This is a genomic window from Pseudomonadota bacterium (assembly GCA_016195085.1).
GTDB lineage: Bacteria > Pseudomonadota > Alphaproteobacteria > SHVZ01 > SHVZ01 > JACQAG01.
In genome coordinates this window covers 14,973-35,439 of sequence record JACQAG010000019.1, presented here as the reverse complement: position 1 = coordinate 35,439, position 20,467 = coordinate 14,973, and the positions used below count along the sequence as shown (strand labels likewise).

Annotated in this window: 19 protein-coding genes and 1 tRNA gene; 12 read left to right on the top strand and 8 right to left on the bottom strand. The window is 63.8% G+C overall.

What is annotated here, in order from left to right; genetic code table 11:
• The first annotated feature begins 28 nt into the window (after positions 1-28).
• The 5 genes from HY058_05465 (at position 29) to HY058_05445 (ending at position 5,117) form a co-directional block, all read left to right on the top strand.
• Positions 29-700 carry an ATPase gene (locus HY058_05465; GenBank protein ID MBI3496732.1) on the top strand — a complete coding sequence of 224 codons (672 nt, stop codon included), beginning with the start codon at positions 29-31 and terminating at the stop codon, positions 698-700.
• Between the two features lie 86 nt (positions 701-786).
• Positions 787-2,319 carry an acyl-CoA carboxylase subunit beta gene (locus tag HY058_05460; GenBank protein ID MBI3496731.1) on the top strand — a complete coding sequence of 511 codons (1,533 nt, stop codon included), beginning with the start codon at positions 787-789 and terminating at the stop codon, positions 2,317-2,319.
• Between the two features lie 91 nt (positions 2,320-2,410).
• Positions 2,411-2,788, top strand: coding sequence for a GIY-YIG nuclease family protein (locus tag HY058_05455; protein MBI3496730.1), 378 nt, complete (start codon positions 2,411-2,413; stop codon positions 2,786-2,788).
• A gap of 11 nt (positions 2,789-2,799) precedes the next feature.
• Entirely contained in the window at positions 2,800-4,821 is a 2,022-nt protein-coding gene (locus HY058_05450; GenBank protein MBI3496729.1) for an acetyl/propionyl/methylcrotonyl-CoA carboxylase subunit alpha, read from the top strand.
• A complete protein-coding gene (locus HY058_05445; GenBank protein ID MBI3496728.1) occupies positions 4,821-5,117 on the top strand; it encodes an acylphosphatase in 297 nt (98 codons plus the stop codon). Before HY058_05450 ends, HY058_05445 begins: the two co-directional genes overlap by 1 nt.
• On the opposite strand, the gene lipB is transcribed toward HY058_05445, so the two are convergent.
• Positions 5,085-5,819: a lipoyl(octanoyl) transferase LipB gene (gene lipB, locus HY058_05440; protein ID MBI3496727.1), complete on the bottom strand. Its 735-nt coding sequence runs from the start codon at positions 5,817-5,819 to the stop codon at positions 5,085-5,087. The two genes, HY058_05445 and lipB, sit on opposite strands and share 33 nt — an antisense overlap.
• A gap of 111 nt (positions 5,820-5,930) precedes the next feature.
• On the opposite strand from lipB, the gene HY058_05435 reads away from it, so the two are divergent.
• From HY058_05435 to HY058_05415, 5 genes are all read left to right on the top strand, one after another.
• A tRNA-Leu gene (locus tag HY058_05435) sits at positions 5,931-6,017 on the top strand.
• A gap of 185 nt (positions 6,018-6,202) precedes the next feature.
• Positions 6,203-8,482, top strand: a complete 2,280-nt coding sequence (locus HY058_05430) for an NADP-dependent malic enzyme (protein ID MBI3496726.1) — start codon at positions 6,203-6,205, stop codon at positions 8,480-8,482.
• A gap of 54 nt (positions 8,483-8,536) precedes the next feature.
• Entirely contained in the window at positions 8,537-9,874 is a 1,338-nt protein-coding gene (locus tag HY058_05425) for a magnesium transporter (GenBank protein ID MBI3496725.1), read from the top strand.
• Positions 9,859-10,908 carry an aromatic ring-hydroxylating dioxygenase subunit alpha gene (locus tag HY058_05420; GenBank protein MBI3496724.1) on the top strand — a complete coding sequence of 350 codons (1,050 nt, stop codon included), beginning with the start codon at positions 9,859-9,861 and terminating at the stop codon, positions 10,906-10,908. The genes HY058_05425 and HY058_05420 overlap by 16 nt, the downstream gene beginning before the upstream one ends.
• 31 nt (positions 10,909-10,939) lie before the next feature.
• Complete coding sequence (locus HY058_05415) at positions 10,940-11,728, top strand: alpha/beta hydrolase (protein MBI3496723.1); 789 nt, start codon at positions 10,940-10,942, stop codon at positions 11,726-11,728.
• A 22-nt stretch (positions 11,729-11,750) separates the two neighbouring features.
• Here the strand turns inward: HY058_05415 and HY058_05410 are convergent, their stop codons facing one another.
• Entirely contained in the window at positions 11,751-12,089 is a 339-nt protein-coding gene (locus HY058_05410) for a GYD domain-containing protein (protein ID MBI3496722.1), read from the bottom strand.
• Between the two features lie 187 nt (positions 12,090-12,276).
• Here HY058_05410 and HY058_05405 point away from each other — a divergent pair, with 187 nt between their 5' ends.
• Positions 12,277-13,449: an isovaleryl-CoA dehydrogenase gene (locus HY058_05405; protein MBI3496721.1), complete on the top strand. Its 1,173-nt coding sequence runs from the start codon at positions 12,277-12,279 to the stop codon at positions 13,447-13,449.
• A gap of 26 nt (positions 13,450-13,475) precedes the next feature.
• Complete coding sequence (locus HY058_05400; protein ID MBI3496720.1) at positions 13,476-13,889, top strand: DUF1761 domain-containing protein; 414 nt, start codon at positions 13,476-13,478, stop codon at positions 13,887-13,889.
• 251 nt (positions 13,890-14,140) lie between these two features.
• Here the strand turns inward: HY058_05400 and HY058_05395 are convergent, their stop codons facing one another.
• From HY058_05395 to HY058_05370, 6 genes are all read right to left on the bottom strand, one after another.
• Positions 14,141-15,454: an extracellular solute-binding protein gene (locus HY058_05395; protein ID MBI3496719.1), complete on the bottom strand. Its 1,314-nt coding sequence runs from the start codon at positions 15,452-15,454 to the stop codon at positions 14,141-14,143.
• 173 nt (positions 15,455-15,627) lie between these two features.
• On the bottom strand, positions 15,628-16,509 hold the full coding sequence (locus tag HY058_05390) for a carbohydrate ABC transporter permease (protein ID MBI3496718.1): 882 nt from the start codon (positions 16,507-16,509) through the stop codon (positions 15,628-15,630).
• Positions 16,506-17,414: a sugar ABC transporter permease gene (locus HY058_05385; GenBank protein ID MBI3496717.1), complete on the bottom strand. Its 909-nt coding sequence runs from the start codon at positions 17,412-17,414 to the stop codon at positions 16,506-16,508. Before HY058_05385 ends, HY058_05390 begins: the two co-directional genes overlap by 4 nt.
• Positions 17,415-17,457: 43 nt before the next feature.
• The gene (locus HY058_05380; GenBank protein MBI3496716.1) at positions 17,458-18,723 is read right to left on the bottom strand and encodes an amidohydrolase family protein; all 1,266 of its coding nucleotides are present in this window, start codon (positions 18,721-18,723) and stop codon (positions 17,458-17,460) included.
• A gap of 300 nt (positions 18,724-19,023) precedes the next feature.
• Complete coding sequence (locus HY058_05375; GenBank protein ID MBI3496715.1) at positions 19,024-19,809, bottom strand: sugar phosphate isomerase/epimerase; 786 nt, start codon at positions 19,807-19,809, stop codon at positions 19,024-19,026.
• A gap of 48 nt (positions 19,810-19,857) precedes the next feature.
• Entirely contained in the window at positions 19,858-20,316 is a 459-nt protein-coding gene (locus HY058_05370) for a VOC family protein (GenBank protein MBI3496714.1), read from the bottom strand.
• Positions 20,317-20,467 lie beyond the last annotated feature (151 nt).

The following is a 20,467-nucleotide window of genomic DNA, read 5'->3' as shown; positions in this document are numbered from 1 at the left end:
CGTGCACCGGTCCTACAAGAGCGTTGCGGTGGCGGCCCTGGGCGACGGCTTCATCGTCACCCTCGATGCCATGCCCCTGCTGAGCCCGGCCAAAGCACCGATGCGGGTGCCGACGAAAGCCTTGGCCGAGGCGATCGCCGAGGAGTGGCGAAGGCAAGGGGAGACGGTCCTGCCGGCGACCATGCCGCTCACCACGCTGATCGCGACCGCGCTTGACCGGGTGCTGCCCGAATCGGGCCCGGCGGTCGCCGAGATCTGCAGCTACGCCCAATCCGAGCTCCTCTGTTACCGCGCCGATCGACCACCGGAGCTCTGCCGACGCCAGGCCCGGGATTGGCAGCCTTGGCTCGATTGGGCGTCGGAGCGCTATGGCGCCCGGCTCGAGGTGACGGAGGGCGTGGCGCCGGTGCGCCAGTCGGAGACCGCCTTGGCGGCGATCCGCAAAGCGGTCCTCCAGCACCAGGGCCTGACCTTGATGGCGTTGCACGCCTTGACTCAGACCCTGGGCTCGGTCGTGCTGGCACTGGCCGTGGTCGAGGGCCGCCTCGATGCCGCCGCCGCCGCCGAGCTGGCGCTGCTGGAAGAGACCTGCCAGGCGGAGCAATGGGGCGAGGACGACGAGGCGGCCGAGCGCCGCGCCGCGATTCGTGCCGATGCGGCCATTTCGGCGCGCTTCCTCGCGCTGATCCGGGTGCTCTGAGGGTAGCCGGCGGCACCCCGACGCTGGTGTCGACCCGCTGATGGTGCTATCTCGCTTGGGCGTAGCCGCAACCTACCGGAGCGTCGATGCAGGACATTCTCCGCCGGCTCGAGGAGATGCGCGCCGCAGCCCGTGCCGGCGGCGGCGCCAAGCGGGTCGAGGCGCAGCACGCCAAAGGCAAGCTCACCGCGCGCGAGCGCCTCGACCTCTTGTTCGATCCCGGCTCCTTCGAGGAGTGGGACATGTTCGTGGAGCATCGCTGCGCCGATTTCGGCATGGACGACCAGAAGATCCCCGGCGACGGCGTCGTCACCGGCTACGGCACGATCAACGGCCGGCTCGTCTTCGCATTCAGCCAGGACTTCACCGTTTTCGGCGGCAGCCTGTCCGAGCCCCACGCGGAGAAGATCTGCAAGATAATGGACAAGGCGCTCCAGGTGGGGGCGCCGGTGATTGGCCTCAACGATTCCGGCGGCGCCCGCATTCAGGAAGGTGTCGCCAGCCTCGCCGGTTATGCCGAGGTGTTCCAGCGCAACGTCATCGCCTCGGGCGTGGTGCCGCAGGTCTCCCTCATCATGGGGCCCTGCGCCGGCGGTGCGGTGTATTCGCCGGCGATGACCGACTTCATCTTCATGGTGAAGGACTCCTCCTACATGTTCGTGACCGGCCCCGACGTGGTGAAGACGGTGACCCACGAGACCGTGACCCACGAGGAGCTGGGTGGTGCTATCACCCATTCGACCCGCTCCGGAGTGGCCGATCTTGCCTTCGAGAATGACGTCGAAGCGCTCTTGCAGCTCCGCCGCTTCGCCGACTTCCTGCCGTCTTCCAATCGCGAGAAGCCGCCGGTCAAGCCGACCGCCGACGATCCCGAGCGCATCGAGACCTCGCTCGATACGCTGGTGCCGGCCACGTCGAACCGGCCTTACGACATGCGCGAGCTGATCCTGAAGGTGGTGGACGAGGCGGATTTCTTCGAGCTGCAGCCCACCTATGCCGGCAACATCATCATCGGCTTCGGCCGCATGGCCGGCTCTACCATCGGTTTCGTCGCCAACCAGCCGATGGTGCTGGCCGGCTGCCTCGACATCGACTCCTCGCGCAAGGCGGCGCGGTTCGTGCGCTTCTGCGATGCCTTCAACATCCCCATCGTCACCTTCGTCGACGTGCCCGGCTTCCTGCCGGGAACCGCCCAGGAATATGGCGGCATCATCAAGCATGGGGCCAAGCTCTTGTTCGCCTACGCCGAGGCGACGGTGCCAAAAGTGACCGTGATCACCCGCAAGGCCTATGGCGGAGCCTATGACGTGATGAGCTCCAAGCATCTCAGGGGCGATGTGAACTTCGCCTGGCCGACGGCCGAGATCGCGGTCATGGGACCGAAAGGGGCGGTCGAGATCATCTTCCGAGCCGATATCGGCGATCCGCGCAAGATCGAGGCCAGGACCGAGGAATACCGCGCCAAATTCGCCAACCCGTTCGTCGCCGGCCACCGCGGTTTCATCGACGACGTGATCATGCCGAGCACGACCCGAAAGCGCCTGTGCCGCTCGCTCGCCATGCTGCGCGACAAACGCCTCGACGATCCGTGGAAGAAGCACAGCAACATTCCGCTGTAAATGTTGGAACGGAGCATCCGTCCAAACGCATCGACGTAGCAGTCAGGCTCATCCTGAGCTTGTCGAAGGATGGGCCTGCCGAAGGACGGCGATGACAGTCTTCGTGTACATCTTGCGTTGTTCTGACGGGCACTACTATGTGGGATCGACGCGCCGGTCCTTGGAAGAACGCTTGGCAGAGCACAATCGCGGCACGTACGATGGCTACACGAAGAGCCGCCGTCCGGTTACCCTTGTGTTCCATCAATCCTTCGACGATCCCCTGGAAGCCGTATCGGCTGAGCGACGGCTCAAAGGATGGCGGCGCGCCAAGAAAGAAGCGCTTATGCGTGGTGATTTCGAAGCATTGCGGATGCTCGCGGCGTCCCGGTCGTGCGGCGGCTCGTCCTTCGACAAGCTCAGGACGAGCCGAACCCATGCCGAAGGCATTGCGGTAGCAAAAGAACCCAAACGGGGCCGCGATCAGTGACTGTCAAGTCCATGAGCCAATCTGGCGGGCGTAAGGGTGCGTCCAAGCTCTTCTCGAAAATCCTCATCGCCAACCGGGGCGAGATCGCCTGTCGGGTGATCCGCACCTGCCGGCGGCTCGGGATCAAGACGGTTGCGGTCTATTCCGATGCGGATGCCGATGCCTTGCATGTGCGCGAGGCCGATGAGGCCGTGCGCATCGGGCCGGCGCCGGCGGCGCAAAGCTATCTTTCGATCGACGCCATCCTGGCTGCCTGCCGGGAGACCGGGGCGGAGGCCGTCCATCCGGGCTACGGATTTCTCTCCGAACGCGCTCAATTCGCCGAGGCGCTGGATAATGCCGGCATCACCTTCATCGGTCCAGGGGCCAAGGCGATTGCCGCCATGGGCGATAAGATCGAGTCGAAGAAATTGGCCGAGAAAGCCGGTGTCTCGACGGTACCCGGACATCTCCAATCCCTGAAGGGGGCCGACGAGGCAGTCGAAGTCGCGCGCCGGGTCGGTTACCCGGTCATGCTCAAGGCCTCCGCCGGCGGAGGCGGCAAGGGCATGCGCATCGCCCGCAACGACCGCGAGGTGCGCGAGGGCTTTCTCTCCGCCGCCAATGAGGCGCGCTCGGCCTTCGGCGACGACCGGGTGTTCATCGAGCGCTATATCGAAGAGCCGCGCCATATCGAAATACAGATCCTCGCCGATCATCACGGCACCGTGCTGTATCTGGGAGAGCGGGAGTGCTCGGTGCAACGCCGGCATCAGAAAGTGCTCGAAGAAGCGCCGAGCCCGTTCATCGACGCCAAGACCCGTGCGGCCATGGGGGCGGAGGCGGTCGCCTTGGCGAAGGCAGTCGGCTACCGCTCTGCCGGGACCGTGGAATTCATCGTCGATACCGAGAGTACCTACTATTTCCTGGAGATGAACACCCGGCTCCAGGTCGAGCACCCGGTGACCGAGCTGGTCACGGGTCTCGATCTGGTCGAGCAGATGATCCGCATTGCCGCCGGCGAAAAGCTCGCCCTCGCGCAGAAAGACGTTAGCATCCGCGGTTGGGCCGTCGAGGCACGGGTCTATGCCGAGGATCCCAGGCGGAGCTTCCTGCCTTCGACCGGCCGGCTCACGCGCTATCGGCCGCCACCGGAGGACGGGCATATTCGGGTCGATACCGGCGTCTATGAGGGCGCGGAAATCTCCATCTACTACGATCCGATGATCGCCAAGCTGATCGGCTATGGCGGCGATCGCGCCGAGGCCATTCGCCATGCCCGTGCCGGGTTGGATCGCTTCATCATCGGCGGCGTACGCCACAATGTCGATTTTCTCTCGACGCTCCTGGGCTTGAAGCGGTTCGGGGCGGGCCAGCTCTCCACCAACCTCATCGCGGCGGAATTCCCGCAAGGATTCCACGGTGCGGCACTCGGCCGGGACGATACGATCCTGCTGGCCTCGCTGGCGGCGGCGCTGCACCAGCGGGCTACCGAGCGCGATGCCTGCATCAGCGGCCAGCTCCCAGGGCGCCGACGCGGCCTCGATGGAAATTGGGTGGTGCGGCTCGGCCGCGACATGCATCCGGTCTCGGTGAAGGCAGCCAATGGCGGCACCGACGTCGAGGTCGGCGGCCGCACCATGACCCTGAGGGGCGATCTGACGCCGGGCGGTCACCTCTTCGACGGCACGGTCAACGGTCATCCGCTCGCCGTCAAGGTCGAGCGCGCCGGGATCGGCTACCGGCTGGCCCATGGCGGGGTGGAGGTGGACGCGCTGGTGCTGACGCCGTCGGCAGCCACCTATGCCGAGACGATGCCGGTCAAGGCGCCCCCGGATCTCTCGCGCTATCTCATATCGCCGATGCCGGGGCTTCTAGTTTCGCTGGCGGTTGCCACCGGTCAGGAGGTCAAGGCCGGCGAGACTTTGGCGGTCATCGAGGCGATGAAGATGGAGAACGTGCTGAAAGCCGAGCGCGACGGCACCATCAAGGAGCTGCTGGCCAAGCCCGGCGACAGCCTCGCGGTCGATCAGAAGATCCTGGAATTCGCCTGATGGGCGTTGACGACCTCGGCCAACGCGCCGTGCTGGTGCGCATCGTGGGGCGCGTGCAGGGTGTCGCCTATCGGGCGTGGACCATCGAAGAGGCGCAGCGCCGGGGCCTCGCGGGTTGGGTCCGCAACCGGCGCGACGGCTCGGTCGAGGCGCTTCTCTCGGGTTCATCCGATGCGGTGGACGCGATGGTGACGCTCTGCCATCGCGGGCCGCCGGCCGCCCGGGTGACGCGCGTTGCGGTCGAGCCTTCCTCGGAACGCCCGTTAGGAGGCTTTCTCCAGCGCGAGACCCTTTGAATTGGGCTCAGAGGCGCGTGCGAAGCTGCCGCCCGCCCCGAATACCGCATCGAAGCTTTGCGCAAGCTCCGTGTCGACGTCTGCCATGGTCGCGGGTATCCCGAGGTCGACGAGCGAGGTCACCCCATGCCCGGCGACGCCGCACGGCACGATTCCAGCGAAATGGCTGAGGTCGGGTTCGACATTCAGGGCAACGCCATGGAAGCTGACCCATCGGCGCACGCGTACGCCGATGGCCGCGATCTTATCCTCGCGCAGGGGCAGGTTGAGATCCAGCCGCGGGACCCAGAGACCGATGCGCTCGGCGCGCCGCTCGGCACCGACGCCGAAGCGGCCGAGCGCATGGATCAACCATGCCTCGAGCGCATGCACGTAACAGCGGATGTCGGGCTTTCGGGCCTTCAGGTCGAGCAGCACATAAGCGACCCGCTGGCCAGGGCCGTGGTAGGTGTAGCGGCCGCCGCGGCCGGTCTGGAACACCGGGAAGCGCCCCGGGTCGAGGAGCTCGCTGGGATCGGCGGAGGTGCCGGCGGTGTAGAGCGGCGGATGCTCGAGGAGCCAGACGAGCTCAGGCTGGGTTCCAGCCCGGATCGCCTCGGCCCGAGCCTCCATCGCGGCCACGGCCTCGGGATAGGCGATCGCAGTCTCGGCGATCCGCCATTCTATGCTTCGGCCGGCCCGGCCCACGCCATCTGCGGCCATTCGTGACCCATCCCCGAGCGCCCTCGGCGCCGCTTGCGTCGGTTGAGACGATTTGCTATTCCCCGCCATCGCCTTTGGCAAGGCCGTAAGGGCCTGGCCGAAGTAATCCAAGCGGTCGTGGCGGAACTGGTAGACGCGCAGCGTTGAGGTCGCTGTGGGGGCAACCCCGTGGAAGTTCGAGTCTTCTCGACCGCACCATTCTAAATTGCCCATTTTCGCGCCGGCCCGGCGGCACCCCAGGGCCGCCTCGGTGCCGCGCCCAAGAGCGGCTGGAATGCCCTTTCTCTCCGTTGCTGGGGCAATTTCCGCGACGGCAGAGCCTCGGCTATGCTGACGATCGCGTTCGGCGAGGTTGAAGAAGAAGCCGCTTGGGGGAGAGCGTAATGGCGCAGGATTTGAGCGAAGCGGCACTCGACTATCACCGCCACCCCACACCCGGCAAAATCAGCGTCACGGCGACCAAGCCGCTCGCCAACCAGCGCGACCTGGCGCTCGCCTACACCCCAGGCGTAGCCGCCGCCTGCAACGCCATCGTCGCCGATCCGAGTGAAGCCTCCACCGTCACCTCGCGGGCCAATCTGGTCGCCGTCATAACCAACGGCACGGCCGTGCTCGGGCTGGGCTCGATCGGCCCCTTGGCAGCGAAGCCGGTCATGGAAGGCAAGGCGGTGCTGTTCAAGAAGTTCGCCGGCATCGACGTCTTCGACATCGAAATCGATGAGCGTGATCCCGACAAGCTGGTGGATATCATCGCTTCCCTGGAGCCGACCTTCGGCGGCATCAATCTCGAAGACATCAAGGCGCCGGAATGCTTCGCGATCGAGAGCCGCCTCAAGGCCCGGATGCGCATCCCGGTATTCCACGACGATCAGCACGGCACGGCGATCATCGTCGCCGCCGCGATCCTGAACGGGCTTAGGGTCGTCGGCAAGACGCTGGGCGAGGTCAAGCTCGTCACGTCGGGCGCCGGTGCCGCGGCCATTGCCTGCCTGGATCTGCTGGTCGACCTCGGACTCAAGCTCGAGCATACGACGGTCACCGACATCGTCGGCGTGGTCTACAAGGGCCGAACCGAGCTCATGGATCCGCGCAAGGAACGCTATGCGCGGGCGACCGACGCCCGTTCGCTCGCCGACGCCATCGGCGGGGCCGACATCTTCCTCGGATTATCGGCACCGCTTGTGCTCAAGCCCGAGATGGTGGCGCGCATGGGGACACGCCCGCTCATCCTGGCGCTGGCCAACCCGACCCCGGAGATCATGCCCGAAGAGGTGAAGGCGGTCAGACCCGATGCCGTGATCGCCACCGGCCGCTCCGACTATCCGAACCAGGTCAACAACGTCCTCTGCTTTCCCTTCATCTTCCGCGGTGCCCTCGATGTCGGCGCGACGGTTATCAACGAGGCGATGAAGGTCGCCTGCGTGCATGCGATCGCCGACCTGGCGCTCGCCGAATCCTCGGACATCGTCGCCGCCGCCTATGGCGAACAGCCGCCCGCCTTCGGGCCGGAGAATCTGATCCCGAAGCCGTTCGACCCGCGGCTCATCATCAAGATCGCACCGGCGGTCGCCGAGGCCGCGATGCGAAGCGGAGTCGCCGCACGGCCGATCGCCGATCTCGAGGCCTACCGGCAGCGTCTCACCCAGTTCGTCTTCCGCTCCGGCCTGGTGATGCGGCCGGTGTTTCAACGTGCCAGGCTGGAGCCGCAGCGGGTCGTCTACGCCGAGGGCGAAGAGGAGCGGGTGCTGCGTGCGGTGCAGACCGTGGTCGACGAGGGCGTCGCCCGACCGATCTTGGTGGGTCGTCCGTCGGTCGTGGAAATGCGGATCGATCGGCTCGGTCTGAGGATCCGTCCCGGCGTCGAGTTCGAGCTGGTCAATCCCGATGACGATCCGCGCTATCCTGAGTATTGGAAGGCGTATCACCTATTGATGGAACGCCGGGGCGTCTCGCCCGACCTCGCACGCCGCCACGTGCGTACCCGAACGACGACGATCGCCGCCCTGATGCTGCGCCGAAAGGAGGCAGATGCGCTGATCTGCGGGACGGTCGGCCGGTTCAACGATCACCTGGGCCAGGTGCTCGACGTCGTCGGCCGCCGGCCGAGCGCCCGTCATTTGGCGGCGCTCAATTTGCTCATTCTGCCGCGCGGCCTCTACTTCATCGCCGATACCCATGTCACGACTGATCCCAGCGCCGAAGACATCGCCGAGACCGTGTGCATGGCGGCGACCGAGGTGAACCGGTTCGGCATTCAACCCAAGGTCGCACTGCTGTCCCATTCCAGCTTCGGCACCAGAGACGCGCCCTCGGCGGTGAAGATGCGGGAGGCCCTCAAGCTCATTCGCGAGCGGGCGCCGGAACTCGAGGTCGATGGCGAGATGCATGCCGACGCGGCGCTGTCGGAGGAGATCCGCAAACAGGTCTTTCCGAATTCGCGCCTGAAGGGTGTCGCCAATCTCCTGATCATGCCGACACTCGATGCCGCCAACATCACCTTCAACGCGCTCAAGGTCTTGGGCGAAGGATTGTCGGTCGGACCGATGCTGCTCGGCGTGGCGCAACCGGCCCATGTGCTGACCGCGTCCGTCACCGTGCGTGGCATCGTCAACATGACCGCCTATGCGGCGGTGGATGCGCTGAGCCGACAGGCCCCCGGCTGAGGCATGGGACGGCCGAAGGATGCGGCGAACCCCGTTGCCGCGACTGGAGGACCGGTGGCCCAAGCGCCGTTTCAGGGGCTGACCGCCGCAATCGAGCGCGAGGTCGTACAGGCCCTCGATGCCGCGAGGCCGCATCAGGCCTGGGCGCTCATGCACAAGCTGCATCCGGCCGACGGGGCGGAGCTCTTGGCGCGCCTGCCGCGGACGCATCTGGGCTCGGCTCTGGACGCGCTGCGGCAACGCTTCGACGCCCGCATCATGCCCTATCTCGACGAGCCGGTTCGCTCCGAGCTCTTCACCCGGCTCGGCCTTGCCGAGGTGGCTCTCGCCATGGCGACGCTGGAGACCGACGATGCCGTCGACTTGCTGGCCGATCTCGACGACGAACGCCGGAACGCCATTTTGGCCCATATGCCGGAGGCTGACCGCGCGCTCCTGGCGCGGATGCTCACCTATCCCGAAGGCAGCGCCGGGCGGCTGATGCAGCTGGAATGCGCGAGCGTGCCTCAGCAATGGACCGTGGGCCAAACGTTGGATTTTTTGCAGCATGCTCGGGATCTGCCGAGCGCTCTCCATGCGGCATTCGTGGTCGACAGCGAGGGTCGTCCCGTCGGCGCCGTGCCGCTCGATCGGCTGCTGCGCGCACGCCGCTTGGAGCGGGTGGCCGACGTCATGCTCGCCGATGCTCCCAACGTGTCGGCGCTAGCGGCTCAAAGCGATGTCGCTCGCCTATTCCGCCGCTACGCATTGCTTTCGGTCGCGGTCGTCGACGGTGACGGCCGGGTGCTCGGCCAAATCACCATCGACGATGTCGTTGACGTCATCGATCCGAGCGAAGGCGGGGCTTCGCCATCGCTGGACAGCGGCGGTGCGGACGTTGCCAAGCGGTACTTTGTGTCGGCCGATCATTTCGCCGAGCTCTTGCCCGCTCTGGCGGTGGCACTGCCGGCGTCGGCGATGATCTTCTTGTTTCAGAGCCTCATTGCGCGAGGAATGCCGATCGCCGCAATGGCGCCGATCGTCGTCGGGGTCGGCCTGGGTGCCGGTCGGCAAAGCTTGGCACGGGCGTTTCGGAGCCGATTGCCCGGCATCCTAGACTGGGGGCGTATCGGTGAAGAGATCACCGTCGCGGCAACGGCAAGCACGCCGATCACGGCGATTGCGGCGCTGGCCGCGGGGATTTGGCTTGAGTCCTGGCAAGCCGCCTTGGCGATTGCCATCGCGATGACGGCGACGCTCGCCGTCTCCTGTCTTCTAGGATCGTTGATCCCGCTCGTCGGGCTTCGTATGAAGAAGGGAATCCGGCAGCAGGCTGGTCTGATGCTTGCCGCCGCCACCGTCGCTGCCGGACTTTTAATCTTTTTCGGATTGGTCTCATGGCTGACCCCGTAGCTGCCGAACGATCCGAACTGCTCAGGGACGTCTGGTATTTCGCGCTTCCTGGCCGGGATCTGAAACCGGGCACGATGCGGGCCAAGACGCTTTTAGGCGAGCCTTTGCTGCTGGGCAGAGATCAGGCAGGCGCAGCCTTCGCCCTTTTGGATGTGTGCCCCCACCGCGGCATGCCGCTCAGCTTCGGGCGCTTCGACGGGAGGGAGATCGAATGCTGCTACCACGGCTGGCGGTTCCAGCCCTCCGGCCGCTGCACGGCGATCCCATCCCTGGTCGAAGGCCAGGCCTTCGATGCATCGCGGATCAAGGTCCGCTCCTATCCGGCGCGCGAGGTGCAGGGGAACATCTGGGTGTTCTTCGGTGCCGATCCGTCGGGAGCGCCCGATATCCCGGTCGTGCCCGATATAGGCGAGCGGGCCGCCGACCTCGCCGAGGCGATGAATTTTCCCTGCGCCATGGACCACGCCGTGGTCGGTCTCATGGACCCCGCGCATGGTCCCTTCGTGCATCGCGCCTGGTGGTGGCGCTCGGCCGCCTCCATCCACGAGAAGGCCAAGGCGTTCCAGCCGTCGCCCTGGGGCTTCACCATGCTCAGGCATGCGCCCTCGACCAATAGCCGCGCCTACCGGCTGATCGGCGGCAAGCCCGAGACCGAGATCTCCTTTCGCTTGCCGGGGGTGCGAGTCGAGCACATTCGCACGGACAAACTGGTTGTCGGCGCCTTGACGTCCGTCACGCCGACCGAACCGGGCATGACCGAGATCAATCATGCGATCTGGTGGACGGCGCGTTGGCTGGATTTCGTCAAGCCGATGGCGAGGCCCTATGTGCGGGCGTTCCTCCGCCAGGACCGCGACATCATGGCGAGGCAGGCGATCGGCCTCAAGCACGTGCCGGCGCTGATGCTCATCGATGATGCCGATACCCAGGCGAAATGGTACTACCGCCTGAAGAAGGAATATGCGGCGAGCCGGAGCGAAGGCAGAACCTTTGTCAATCCGGTGAAGCCCAGGACCTTGCGGTGGAGAAGCTAAGGCGAGCGCAGCAGCGAGAGGAAGGGCCGGAATGAAGCAAGAGACGTTTCGAAAGCGCCATCGCGAGCGCCGGGTCGAGGCCGGCGGGCTTGGCTGGGGCGTGATCCAGACCAAGGGCCGCAAGGGCGGGCCCACGCTCATTCTGGTTCCCGGCACGCTGGGGACAGCCGACATTTTCTGGAACCAGATGGCCGCCCTCGGCCAGCACGTCCGCATCGTCTCGCTGACCGTACCCAACGCGCGCACCATAACCGGGCTTGCCGACGCGTTGGCCAAGCTCATGGACAAGCTCGGCATCGCCAAAGCCAGTCTGCTCGGCTCCTCGCTCGGAGGCTATCTGGTGCAGCACTTCGCGGCCAGGCACCCAGAGCGGATCGAGACGCTCTTCGTCGCCAACACCCTCATCGATCCCACGCGTCTTCGCGGCCCGTCGGTCGCCGAGGCGCGGCGGATGCCGGCAAAGCAGCACCTAGAGATCAACCAGGCGCGGGTGCGGACCATGCCGACGCCCGATGCCGGCTTCAAGCTCATGCAGAAGGCGCTCCTGGACGCCGGTCTCCGCCTCGGCGCTGCCACCTTGAAGATGCGCGTACTCATCGTGCGCGGCGGGCCGCCGGTGCCGAAGCTGAGCTTACCCCAAAGCCGGATCGTGACCATCGACAGCAAGGACGACCAGATCCTGCCTCAGGCCGAGCTTGCCGCCGTGCGCCGGCGCTATCCGAAGGCGCGGCATGTGCGCCTGCCGATGGGAGGGCACTTTCCCTACATCACCCGCCCCGAGATCTATATCGAGCTATTCCGGCGGCATCTCATCGGCTAAGCGGCATCGGGCGCCGCGGCGCTCACCTACCCTTGCCGGGCGGGGTGTAGGTGCCCTTGGCCTTCTTGGCTTGCTTCATGGCTTTGACCGCCTCCGCAACCGTCATCAGCACCGTCGTCTCGCCGCCGGCAAGCGCGCCGGAGCCGATGGCCGTCATCAACGCCGCTGACGCGCTCTCGTTGTTCGGAAACTCGCTGATGATCACCACGTCATACTTGCCGAAGGCGAAGAAGTATTGATGCAGCTTGCCGCCATGGGCGGCAAACAGCTTCTTGACGATGGGCGTGCGATCCTGCGGCTTCAACACCAGCGCCTGCATCGAGCGCGGCGTAAAGGCGATGCGGTGCAGATAGTAAGGCATTGTGACCTCCCGCTCTTTGTCGGTTGATTGGTAGGCTGATTGCTGGGCATGCCTGCCCAATTCATCATAGGCGCTTACCGCACGCTCCGATAGAAGCGCTCGGAAGGTGTATAGTTTCCCCGCGTTTGGGCTTCGGGGGGGGCTGTTCCGGACTCGGCCGGGGCGGTGCGGGATCGAGGATATCACCATGGCAGCCAATGACTTTCCCAGTCTCGACTTCGATCTGGGCGACACCGCCGAGATGCTGCGCGACACGGTCCGCGGCTTTGCCGCGGACGAGATTGCGCCGAGAGCCGCCGAGATCGACCGCTCGAACGCCTTTCCCATGGATCTCTGGCCCAAGCTCGGCACGCTGGGGGTGCTCGGCATCACCGTCGGGCCGGAGTATGGCGGCGCCGGCATGGGCTATCTGGAGCATTGCGTGGCGATGGAGGAGATCAGCCGGGCATCGGCCTCGGTCGGCCTCTCCTACGGCGCCCATTCCAATCTCTGCGTCAACCAGATCCGCATCAACGGCACCGAGGCGCAACGCCAGAAGTACCTGCCGAAGCTGATCCAGGGGACCCATGTGGGGGCCCTGGCGATGAGCGAGCCCGGAGCCGGCTCCGACGTCGTCAGCATGCGGACCCGGGCGGTCAAGAAGGGCGACCGCTATGTCCTCACCGGCTCGAAGATGTGGATCACCAACGGCCCGGACGCCGATACGCTCGTCGTCTATGCCAAGACCGATCCGGAAGCAGCGCAGCGCGGCATCACCGCCTTCATCATCGAGAAGGGGATGCGGGGCTTCTCTACGGCGCAGAAGCTGGACAAGCTCGGCATGCGCGGCTCGAACACCTGCGAGCTCGTCTTCGAGAACTGCGAGGTGCCCGAGGAGAATGTGCTGGGCCAGGTGAACGGCGGCGTCAACGTGCTGATGAGCGGGCTCGACTATGAACGCGCCGTGCTCGCCGCCGGCCCCATCGGCATCATGCAGGCCTGCATGGACGCGGTGCTTCCTTATGTGCATGAGCGCAAGCAGTTCGGCCAGCCGATCGGCGAGTTCCAGCTGATGCAGGGCAAGCTCGCCGACATGTACACGACGATGAATGCCGCCAAGGCCTATGTCTACGCCGTGGCGAAGGCCTGCGATCGCGGCCAGACCACGCGCAAGGATGCGGCCGGCGCCATCCTTTATGCTGCCGAGAAGGCGACCTGGATGGCGCTCGAGGCGATCCAGTGCCTGGGCGGCAATGGCTACATCAACGAATACCCGACCGGGCGTCTGCTGCGCGATGCGAAGCTATACGAGATCGGCGCCGGCACCTCGGAGATCCGCCGCATGCTGATCGGCCGGGAGCTGTTCAAGGAAACGGCTTAGGCAGAATCTTTGAGGGAGCGCCCACCATGGCCAATGTGAACTATCTCGCCGTTCTCCTCGCTGGCTTCGCATCGTTCATGCTGGGTTGGGCCTGGTATGGCGGCCTCTTCAAGAATGCTTGGATTAAATCCAGTGGCATCACGCCGGAAAAGATTCAGGAGATGCAGCGGGGCCCCAATGCGGCGCGTGCCTTGGTGGTGACGTTCCTCTCGCAAATCGTCATCGCATTGGCGATCGCCGTGTTGATCGAATGGACTGGCGCCGCAGGATGGCAGCAGGGGCTCGGGCTCGGTCTCTCCGTCTGGATCGGCTTTGCCGCCCCCTTCGGCCTCATCGCCAACATACATTCCGGTAAATCGCTGCAGGCCTTCGTGATCGATGCCGGCTATCAGCTTATCTATCTGGCGCTCATGGGGGTGGTCATCGGCGCGTGGCGCTAGTCGGCGAAGATTTCTTGTCGCATGTAAAACCAATCGGCCGAACCCGACGAAGGAAAATCCATGCTACTCTTCTCGTAACCGGTGCGAGTCGCGGGCTGGGGCCGGAATTCACCCGTTTATATTCAGCCGATAGGGAAACGGCCCACCCCTCGCTCAGGTGTCGTAACCAGCGTGAGAGTCAACTCGTCCGGCCGGTTTGAACGCTCTTCCAACCGGACGAGCTGAATCCCTGTCCGCTACCTTGACCCGAATCAGGTCTTCACGGTGAATCCCTGATCTTTCGCGAATGCTACCAGCTTGTCCTGCAGGCGATCGAATGCCTCGGCCAGCTTCCGTTTTCCAGCCGCGGCCTGGCTCAGCTCGTCGTTCATGATTTCGAGCACGTAGTCATGGAATGGCGCCGTCGCGACCGGCGGCAGGATCTTCTTCGCGGCGTCAAAGACTACTTCGTTGACCTTTTGTCCGCCGCAGAACTCAAAGGCCGTGTCCAACAAGGGGCGGTCGTCGAGGAGCTCGTTCAGGGTCGGCGTCAGGAACTGCTTGTTGACGTACAGTTCCGTGGGCTTTCGCTCCGTGAGCAGCCATTTGATCGTCTCGAACGCTTCCTTCGGGTGCTTCGTGTCAGGCCACACGCCGAAAGCGGCGCCGCCAAAAGCCGTCTGGGTATTGCCGCTCTTGACCTGCGGGGCCGCCGCCACCCGCCACTTCCCAGCCGTCTTCCTGGCTTGCGGGCGGAAATAGTTGGGGAACCATGATCCCGCGATGATCTCCAAATAGCGGTCGTCATCGAGGGCCGAGAAGAAGTCGGTTGTGAAGCCGGGCTGCGCCTCCACCAGTTTGTCATCGAGGAGCGCCTGCCAGTACTTTGCAAGATCCTTGCTGATCTTGCCGTTCATCTCGATGCTGATCGTGTCGCCCTTCGTCTCGATACCGCGCCAACCCATCTGCCAAAGCTGCGCGATGGTCCACTCGCCTCTGCTGAACAGGCAATTGGATAAGAAGGTCTTCGGCGACTTCGCGTGGACCTTCATGGCCGCATCGGCGAATTCATCCCAATTCTGCGGAACTTTCACGTTGAACTGCTCGAATAGATCCTGCCGATACACCTGCACTAAAGGCGCGCAATCGAGGGGAAGGCCGTAGATCTTTCCGTCCTTGCTCAATTCATTCCAGGCGTAGCTCGTGAACTTGCTCTTTAGATCTGCCGCTCCGAAGGGCGTGAGATCGGCCATGGCTCCCAGTCGGGCGAATCCATTCACTTGGGCATAGGTGAACATCACGATATCCGGCCCACCGGTCTTGGCCGTGAGGACGTTGCGCAGCTTCACAGACTGTGCCGCCGAGCCGCCCACATTGAGCTGCGCCAGCTTGATGTTCGGGTTGGCTTTATTGAACAGCTCTACCTGGGTATCGAAGTCAGGAATCCACTGCCACATGTTCAATGTCACCGGCTCCGCTGCTCGAGCTCTTCCAGGAAAAATCGACACTGCCGGCAATGCGAGACTCACTCCCATTGTCTTGAGGATGTCTCGGCGACCGATAATGCTGGCTTTGGTCTGCTTCACGGCGCTTCTCCCTTGGTTGGCCGCCCCCTGCAAGGGGCGTTGGTTTCTCGATGCTTCATCGTCGAATTTCGAACGAGCGCTCCCAGCGCTGCGGATCCCGCGACCCGTGCAATGCTGGCAACCAAACCGGCAATGTCCCGATCCATCCGACGCAGATGCGGAGCGTGATCTCTTCATTTGATCGCGCCGCTGGCGAGGCCGCCCTGCCAATAGCGCTGCAGATACACAAAGGCTGCGACGATCGGCAGGACGCCGACAAATGCGCCGGTCAGGATCAGGGTAAACAACCCCTGCCCGCTGGAGCCGCCCGATCCCTGCGTTGCGTACTGGTACCAAATTGGGAGGCCGACATTGATTGGAAACTTGTCGGCCGAGGTGAAGACGACCAACGGCAGAAAGTAGCTATTCCAGCAATGCACAAATGAAAGGAGGAAGACGGTTACCAGACCGGGTGACATCAGATGCAAGGCGATCCGAGCGAATATCGTCAGCTCATTGGCGCCATCCATGCGCGCTGCTTCGATGAGCTCCATCGGCACGCTTTGGTCGATATAGCCACGCATCAGGTAGACGCCCGGCGCGTAGACCGTTGACGGTAAGATGAAGCCCCAGGCTGAATCGAGAAGACCGATCTTCGCCAGCATGAGAAAGATAGGGATCACCATGATCGTTTGCGGAATCAGCACGGCGCCGATGACGATCGCGACGAGCAGGCGCCTGCCGGCAAATTCGTATCGCGAGAGCCCGTACCCCGCCATGCTTGCGATCAGGGTCGCACCCGAGGCCGAAGCCACGGAATAAAAGATCGAATTAGTCATCCAGCGGAGATATCTGCCGCCGTCGTAGGCAAATAGCTCCTGCAGGTTGGCGATGAGGTGAAATTCCGATGAAAACCACAGGCCGAACGTCGAATACAAATCTCGGCTGCTCTTCGTCGTCGAGATGCCCAAGTAGTAAATCGGCAGCAGCGAATAGATCAGGAACAGCGACAGAACGATGGTGTTCAGGGTTTTCGTCCGCCTGAAGCTGACCGCATTCGTGCCGGGCTTGGTCACGACAATTTCCCCCCGCTGCGGCGAGAGACGCTCCAGATCAACAAGTAGGAAAGAATCGCGACGAGCGCCCCAATGGCGAACGAGATCGCCGCGGAGTAATTGTATTGGTGATTGATGAATGCGAGGCCATAAGCATAGATGTTCGGCGTGAAGTGGACGTTGATCACGTCCGGCGCGGCGATCCGCAGCAGATAGGGCTCGTTGAACAGCTGCAGCGTCCCGATGACGGCGAAAACCAGCACGATCGATATCGTCGGCGCGATGATCGGGATTTTGACGTGCCAGGCGTATGTCCAGCGATTGGCCCCATCTATGGCGGCTGCGTCAGCGAGATCGGTCGGAATCGACTGCAGCGCGGCATAGAGGATGACGAAATAGTAGCCCGTGCTTTGCCATATCGCGACATTCGCCAGCGAAGGCAGGATCATGCCGTCGGAAAGGAAGTTGGGCGGCCGCAAATCAAGCGCCTTCGCGATCTGAGCGACGGGGCCGTAGTTCCGACCGTACAAGTATCCCCACAGGAGCGTCGAAATCACCGCCGGAATGGCGTATGGCAGGAAGATGCCTATCCGAAACAGCGATTTTCGGCGGATCACGTCGGTATCTAGAATCAGCGCCGCGGCTAGAGCGAACGCAATGAGGGTCGGGATGAATATCGCGCCGAACAGCAGCATGTTGCTGACGCCGTCCCAGAAATCGGGATCGACCAGCGCGCGCGCGTAGTTGTCGAACCATACGAAGCGGTTTCCGCCGACGATCGTCTGGCGGAACAAGCTGAGCTGCGCCGCGTAGAGCATCGGAGCCAGCACGAAAAAAGCGAAAAGGCTGGCAAACGGCAGGATGAACAGGTAGGGCGCGAGCGTCGTTCTGCCCAAGCGGTGCCGCGGGCCGACGATCGTGGTCAAGGCTTGTCTCCGGCCTGGCCGATGCGCCCAAGCATCCTCTTCCTCACCCTGCGCGCCAATTCGATCCCGGATCGCGATGGAGTCTTCCGTCCTTCATGATCATCGCGAACGCCTTTGCGCCGACCAGGAGGGACAAGTCTTCGAGCGGGTTTCCGTTGACAAGGAGGATATCGGCCAAGGCCCCTTCCTTTATGACGCCGAGCTCGCCCTTGTGGCCCATCAATTCGCCCCCGACCGTCGTCGCGCATCGCATGGCTTCGGCCGGCGTGTAGCCGAAGAACTTCACGAAGTGCCCGATATCCCTGGCATTCTGTCCCATCGGCGTGATCCTGAATCCGTAGTCGCCGCCGATCACTACCTTGATTCCGCGCTTCCTGATCTGCTCGTAGGTTCGACATGTCGCCTCGAGCTTGCGGGGCAATCCCATCCGCGCCGCAATCTCCTTCGAAAGCCCAGCGATCTCGCCTTCAAATACCGAGTTGTGCACCAAGCCGAAGGCGGGGCCCACGATCACGGTGTCCTTGACGCCTTCGAGCATGTCGAGAGCTTCCTCGTCGGCGAAATCGCAATGGTAGATGCAGTCGACCTTGTTTCGCACGGCTCGTTTGACCGACTCCGCGCCCCTTGCGTGGCATGACACCCGCTTGCTCCATTCGTGCGCGACTTCAACGGCGGTTGCGACCTCGATTTCGCCCATCGACGCGATCTCGGCGCGTGCGGTACTCACGAATTCGTCGCCGGAGATGTTGATCTTGATGTTGTCGACGCCCTCGCGGCAGCACAGGCGGACGGCCATGCGTATGCCGTCCGGCCCGTCTGCAATCATGCCAAAGCTTTCCGCATGCATGTGCGCCTTGCGCTCGTCGCCGAGGCCGCCGGTGACCGTTATCTCCGGTCCGGCGGCGCGGTACCGCGGACCGGCCAGAAATCCGTCCTCGATCTCCTGACGGACGACGACATCGATCCTGAGCTTGGCGGAAGCGGCGGAATAGCAACTGGTAAATCCGTGCTCGAGGACGAACGTCGCGTTGCGGCAGGTCCTCAGCAAATGCTCTTCTACCGGGATTTCTCCGAGGTCCTGATTGCGCGTGGGCCCGACGAAGGAAAGATGGCAGTGCCCGTCGACGAGCCCCGGCATTAAGGTCTTTCCATTGCCGTTGATCACGCGCGGTGCGGCATCGGCACCGATCTGATCGGCGCCATTAGCGACTGACTTGATCCGGTTCCCCTCGATCAGAACCTCGCCCGGATATCGGTCGTCGCGCTCGCCGTCCCAAATCCACACGTCTTTGAACAAATAGGCAGTCATCTCGAATTTTCCGTGCCGGTATCGTCGCCGCGTCCCTGCGCAATCGGGTCGGTAGGGCGTGCCAACGATCGTAGGCGGGTCACCGGACCGGTAAAGCGCGAGGTTGGCTCACCAGTCCGCGATTTGAGACAGAGATTGCGGCAAACGAAGGCGTCGGTGCCGCCGGGCCGCGCTGCGGATCGCAGCGGGCGCGCGGCGCGCAATTCGCTGTCGCGACCGTCAATCGCGGCGGTCCTGTTCTAGGCCGATCGAAGCGCCTGGATGAGGATGACCATACAGGCGGCGCTGATCGCCAGAGCGTCAGCCATTGTCGATGATGCGCTTCAGGTAGCGGTACGACCGTTCCGCAAAGCGCGCCCAGTCCGCCGGATCGTCATGTTCGACGACAAAGTACTCGACCGGCGTCGAGAGGAAGAGCGGCCACAAGGCTTTCCAATCGATGATGCCGTCACCGGTCGCCGTCCATCCGTCCTCTTCGACGGTCCCGAGAGGAGCCATGTCCTTCGTCTGAATGATGGTGATGCGCTCTGCGAAGCGCTGCAGCTCGTCGGCCACGCTCGTGCCGGCGCGCGTGATCCAGCCGCAATCGATCTCGAACTCGACCGTCGGGCCCGCCGCCTCGAAGATGTGATCGATCGGGCGCTTGCCATCCGCCAGGCGAACATATTCGAAGTCGTGATTGTGCCATGCCACCCGCAGCCCCGCCGCATCGGCGAGCTCGGCGCCGCGGCGAAGGCCGTCACCGACGCGCCGCCACCCGTCGACATCCCTGACGCGCTCTCCGCGCGGCACGGATGGGACGATCAGCGTGCTCGCGCCAAAGGTCCTCGCCATGTCCATGAACCGCTGGGGCTCGTCGACAAGGCCGGGAAACGACATGTGAAATCCAAAACAGGCGAGGCCGGCGGCATCGATCTGCCGGCGAAACTCGGCCGGATCGGCGTCATAAGCCGGTAGCCACGGCTCGACGGCGGCGTACCCTATGCGAGCAAGTGTCTCCAATTGCCGCTCGAGGGGTGGGAATTTTCGCGATGAGTAGAGCTGGAACGAGATTTGTGTCGGAGGCTTCCTCTTATCCGCGGCCATGCGCTTACTCCAAGCTTCCCGGATATCGGTTCGAGGCGCCTGACGGTTTCAGTACCATTCCAAGAGTTCGATCGCGGCGCCAATCTGCCGTTCGGCATCGACATAGGCATAGCGCCCACGACCGCCGCCGAACTCCGCCAATTGCAGGAGGGGCAGCCCCTTCGCCTCGAGCTTGGCGATCTTGTCCGGCATGTCGCTGACTTCGAAGGCGATATGATGCAGGCCTGGACCATGTCGATCCAGATAGTCCCGCCAAGCGCTGGGCTCTTTGTCCGGCTCGATGACCTCGAGATACATGTTGTCGAAATTCCACACCGCGAGGCGACAGGAGGCGCGAGAGGGGCCGCCTCGATATTGCGCGTTCGCCTCGGCGGGATCGGCCGATCCGCCGATCCGATCGGGCTTGCGGTCGAACAAGCCGGTGAGAAACGCGATCGATTCGTCCAGGGAATTCGACACGAGTGAGACGTGGAGGATGCTGTTTTTCTTGAAGATTTGGCTCGCCATAGCGCTCCCCGATCGACTCTCGTGTCGGCCTATTGGCGCATCATCCCCGATCTCCGTGTCTTCCAGGGTGCAATGATCGGGACGGGGTCCCGCATTTGAGCAATTCGGATTGCATTTTACGTCGCCGATGTGGCTTTCATGGGAGCCGGAC

What these genes read in the sequence shown, in the direction of transcription:
- HY058_05370 (MBI3496714.1), bottom strand. Translation starts at nt 20,316, where the DNA reads ATGGCGAGCCAAATCTTCAAGAAAAACAGCATCCTCCACGTCTCACTC.
- HY058_05380 (MBI3496716.1), bottom strand. Translation starts at nt 18,723, where the DNA reads ATGACTGCCTATTTGTTCAAAGACGTGTGGATTTGGGACGGCGAGCGC.
- HY058_05445 (MBI3496728.1), top strand. Translation starts at nt 4,821, where the DNA reads ATGGGCGTTGACGACCTCGGCCAACGCGCCGTGCTGGTGCGCATCGTG.
- HY058_05375 (MBI3496715.1), bottom strand. Translation starts at nt 19,809, where the DNA reads ATGGCCGCGGATAAGAGGAAGCCTCCGACACAAATCTCGTTCCAGCTC.
- HY058_05455 (MBI3496730.1), top strand. Translation starts at nt 2,411, where the DNA reads ATGACAGTCTTCGTGTACATCTTGCGTTGTTCTGACGGGCACTACTAT.
- HY058_05400 (MBI3496720.1), top strand. Translation starts at nt 13,476, where the DNA reads ATGGCCAATGTGAACTATCTCGCCGTTCTCCTCGCTGGCTTCGCATCG.
- HY058_05430 (MBI3496726.1), top strand. Translation starts at nt 6,203, where the DNA reads ATGGCGCAGGATTTGAGCGAAGCGGCACTCGACTATCACCGCCACCCC.
- HY058_05415 (MBI3496723.1), top strand. Translation starts at nt 10,940, where the DNA reads ATGAAGCAAGAGACGTTTCGAAAGCGCCATCGCGAGCGCCGGGTCGAG.
- HY058_05450 (MBI3496729.1), top strand. Translation starts at nt 2,800, where the DNA reads ATGAGCCAATCTGGCGGGCGTAAGGGTGCGTCCAAGCTCTTCTCGAAA.
- lipB (MBI3496727.1), bottom strand. Translation starts at nt 5,819, where the DNA reads ATGGCCGCAGATGGCGTGGGCCGGGCCGGCCGAAGCATAGAATGGCGG.
- HY058_05460 (MBI3496731.1), top strand. Translation starts at nt 787, where the DNA reads ATGCAGGACATTCTCCGCCGGCTCGAGGAGATGCGCGCCGCAGCCCGT.
- HY058_05405 (MBI3496721.1), top strand. Translation starts at nt 12,277, where the DNA reads ATGGCAGCCAATGACTTTCCCAGTCTCGACTTCGATCTGGGCGACACC.
- HY058_05420 (MBI3496724.1), top strand. Translation starts at nt 9,859, where the DNA reads ATGGCTGACCCCGTAGCTGCCGAACGATCCGAACTGCTCAGGGACGTC.
- HY058_05410 (MBI3496722.1), bottom strand. Translation starts at nt 12,089, where the DNA reads ATGCCTTACTATCTGCACCGCATCGCCTTTACGCCGCGCTCGATGCAG.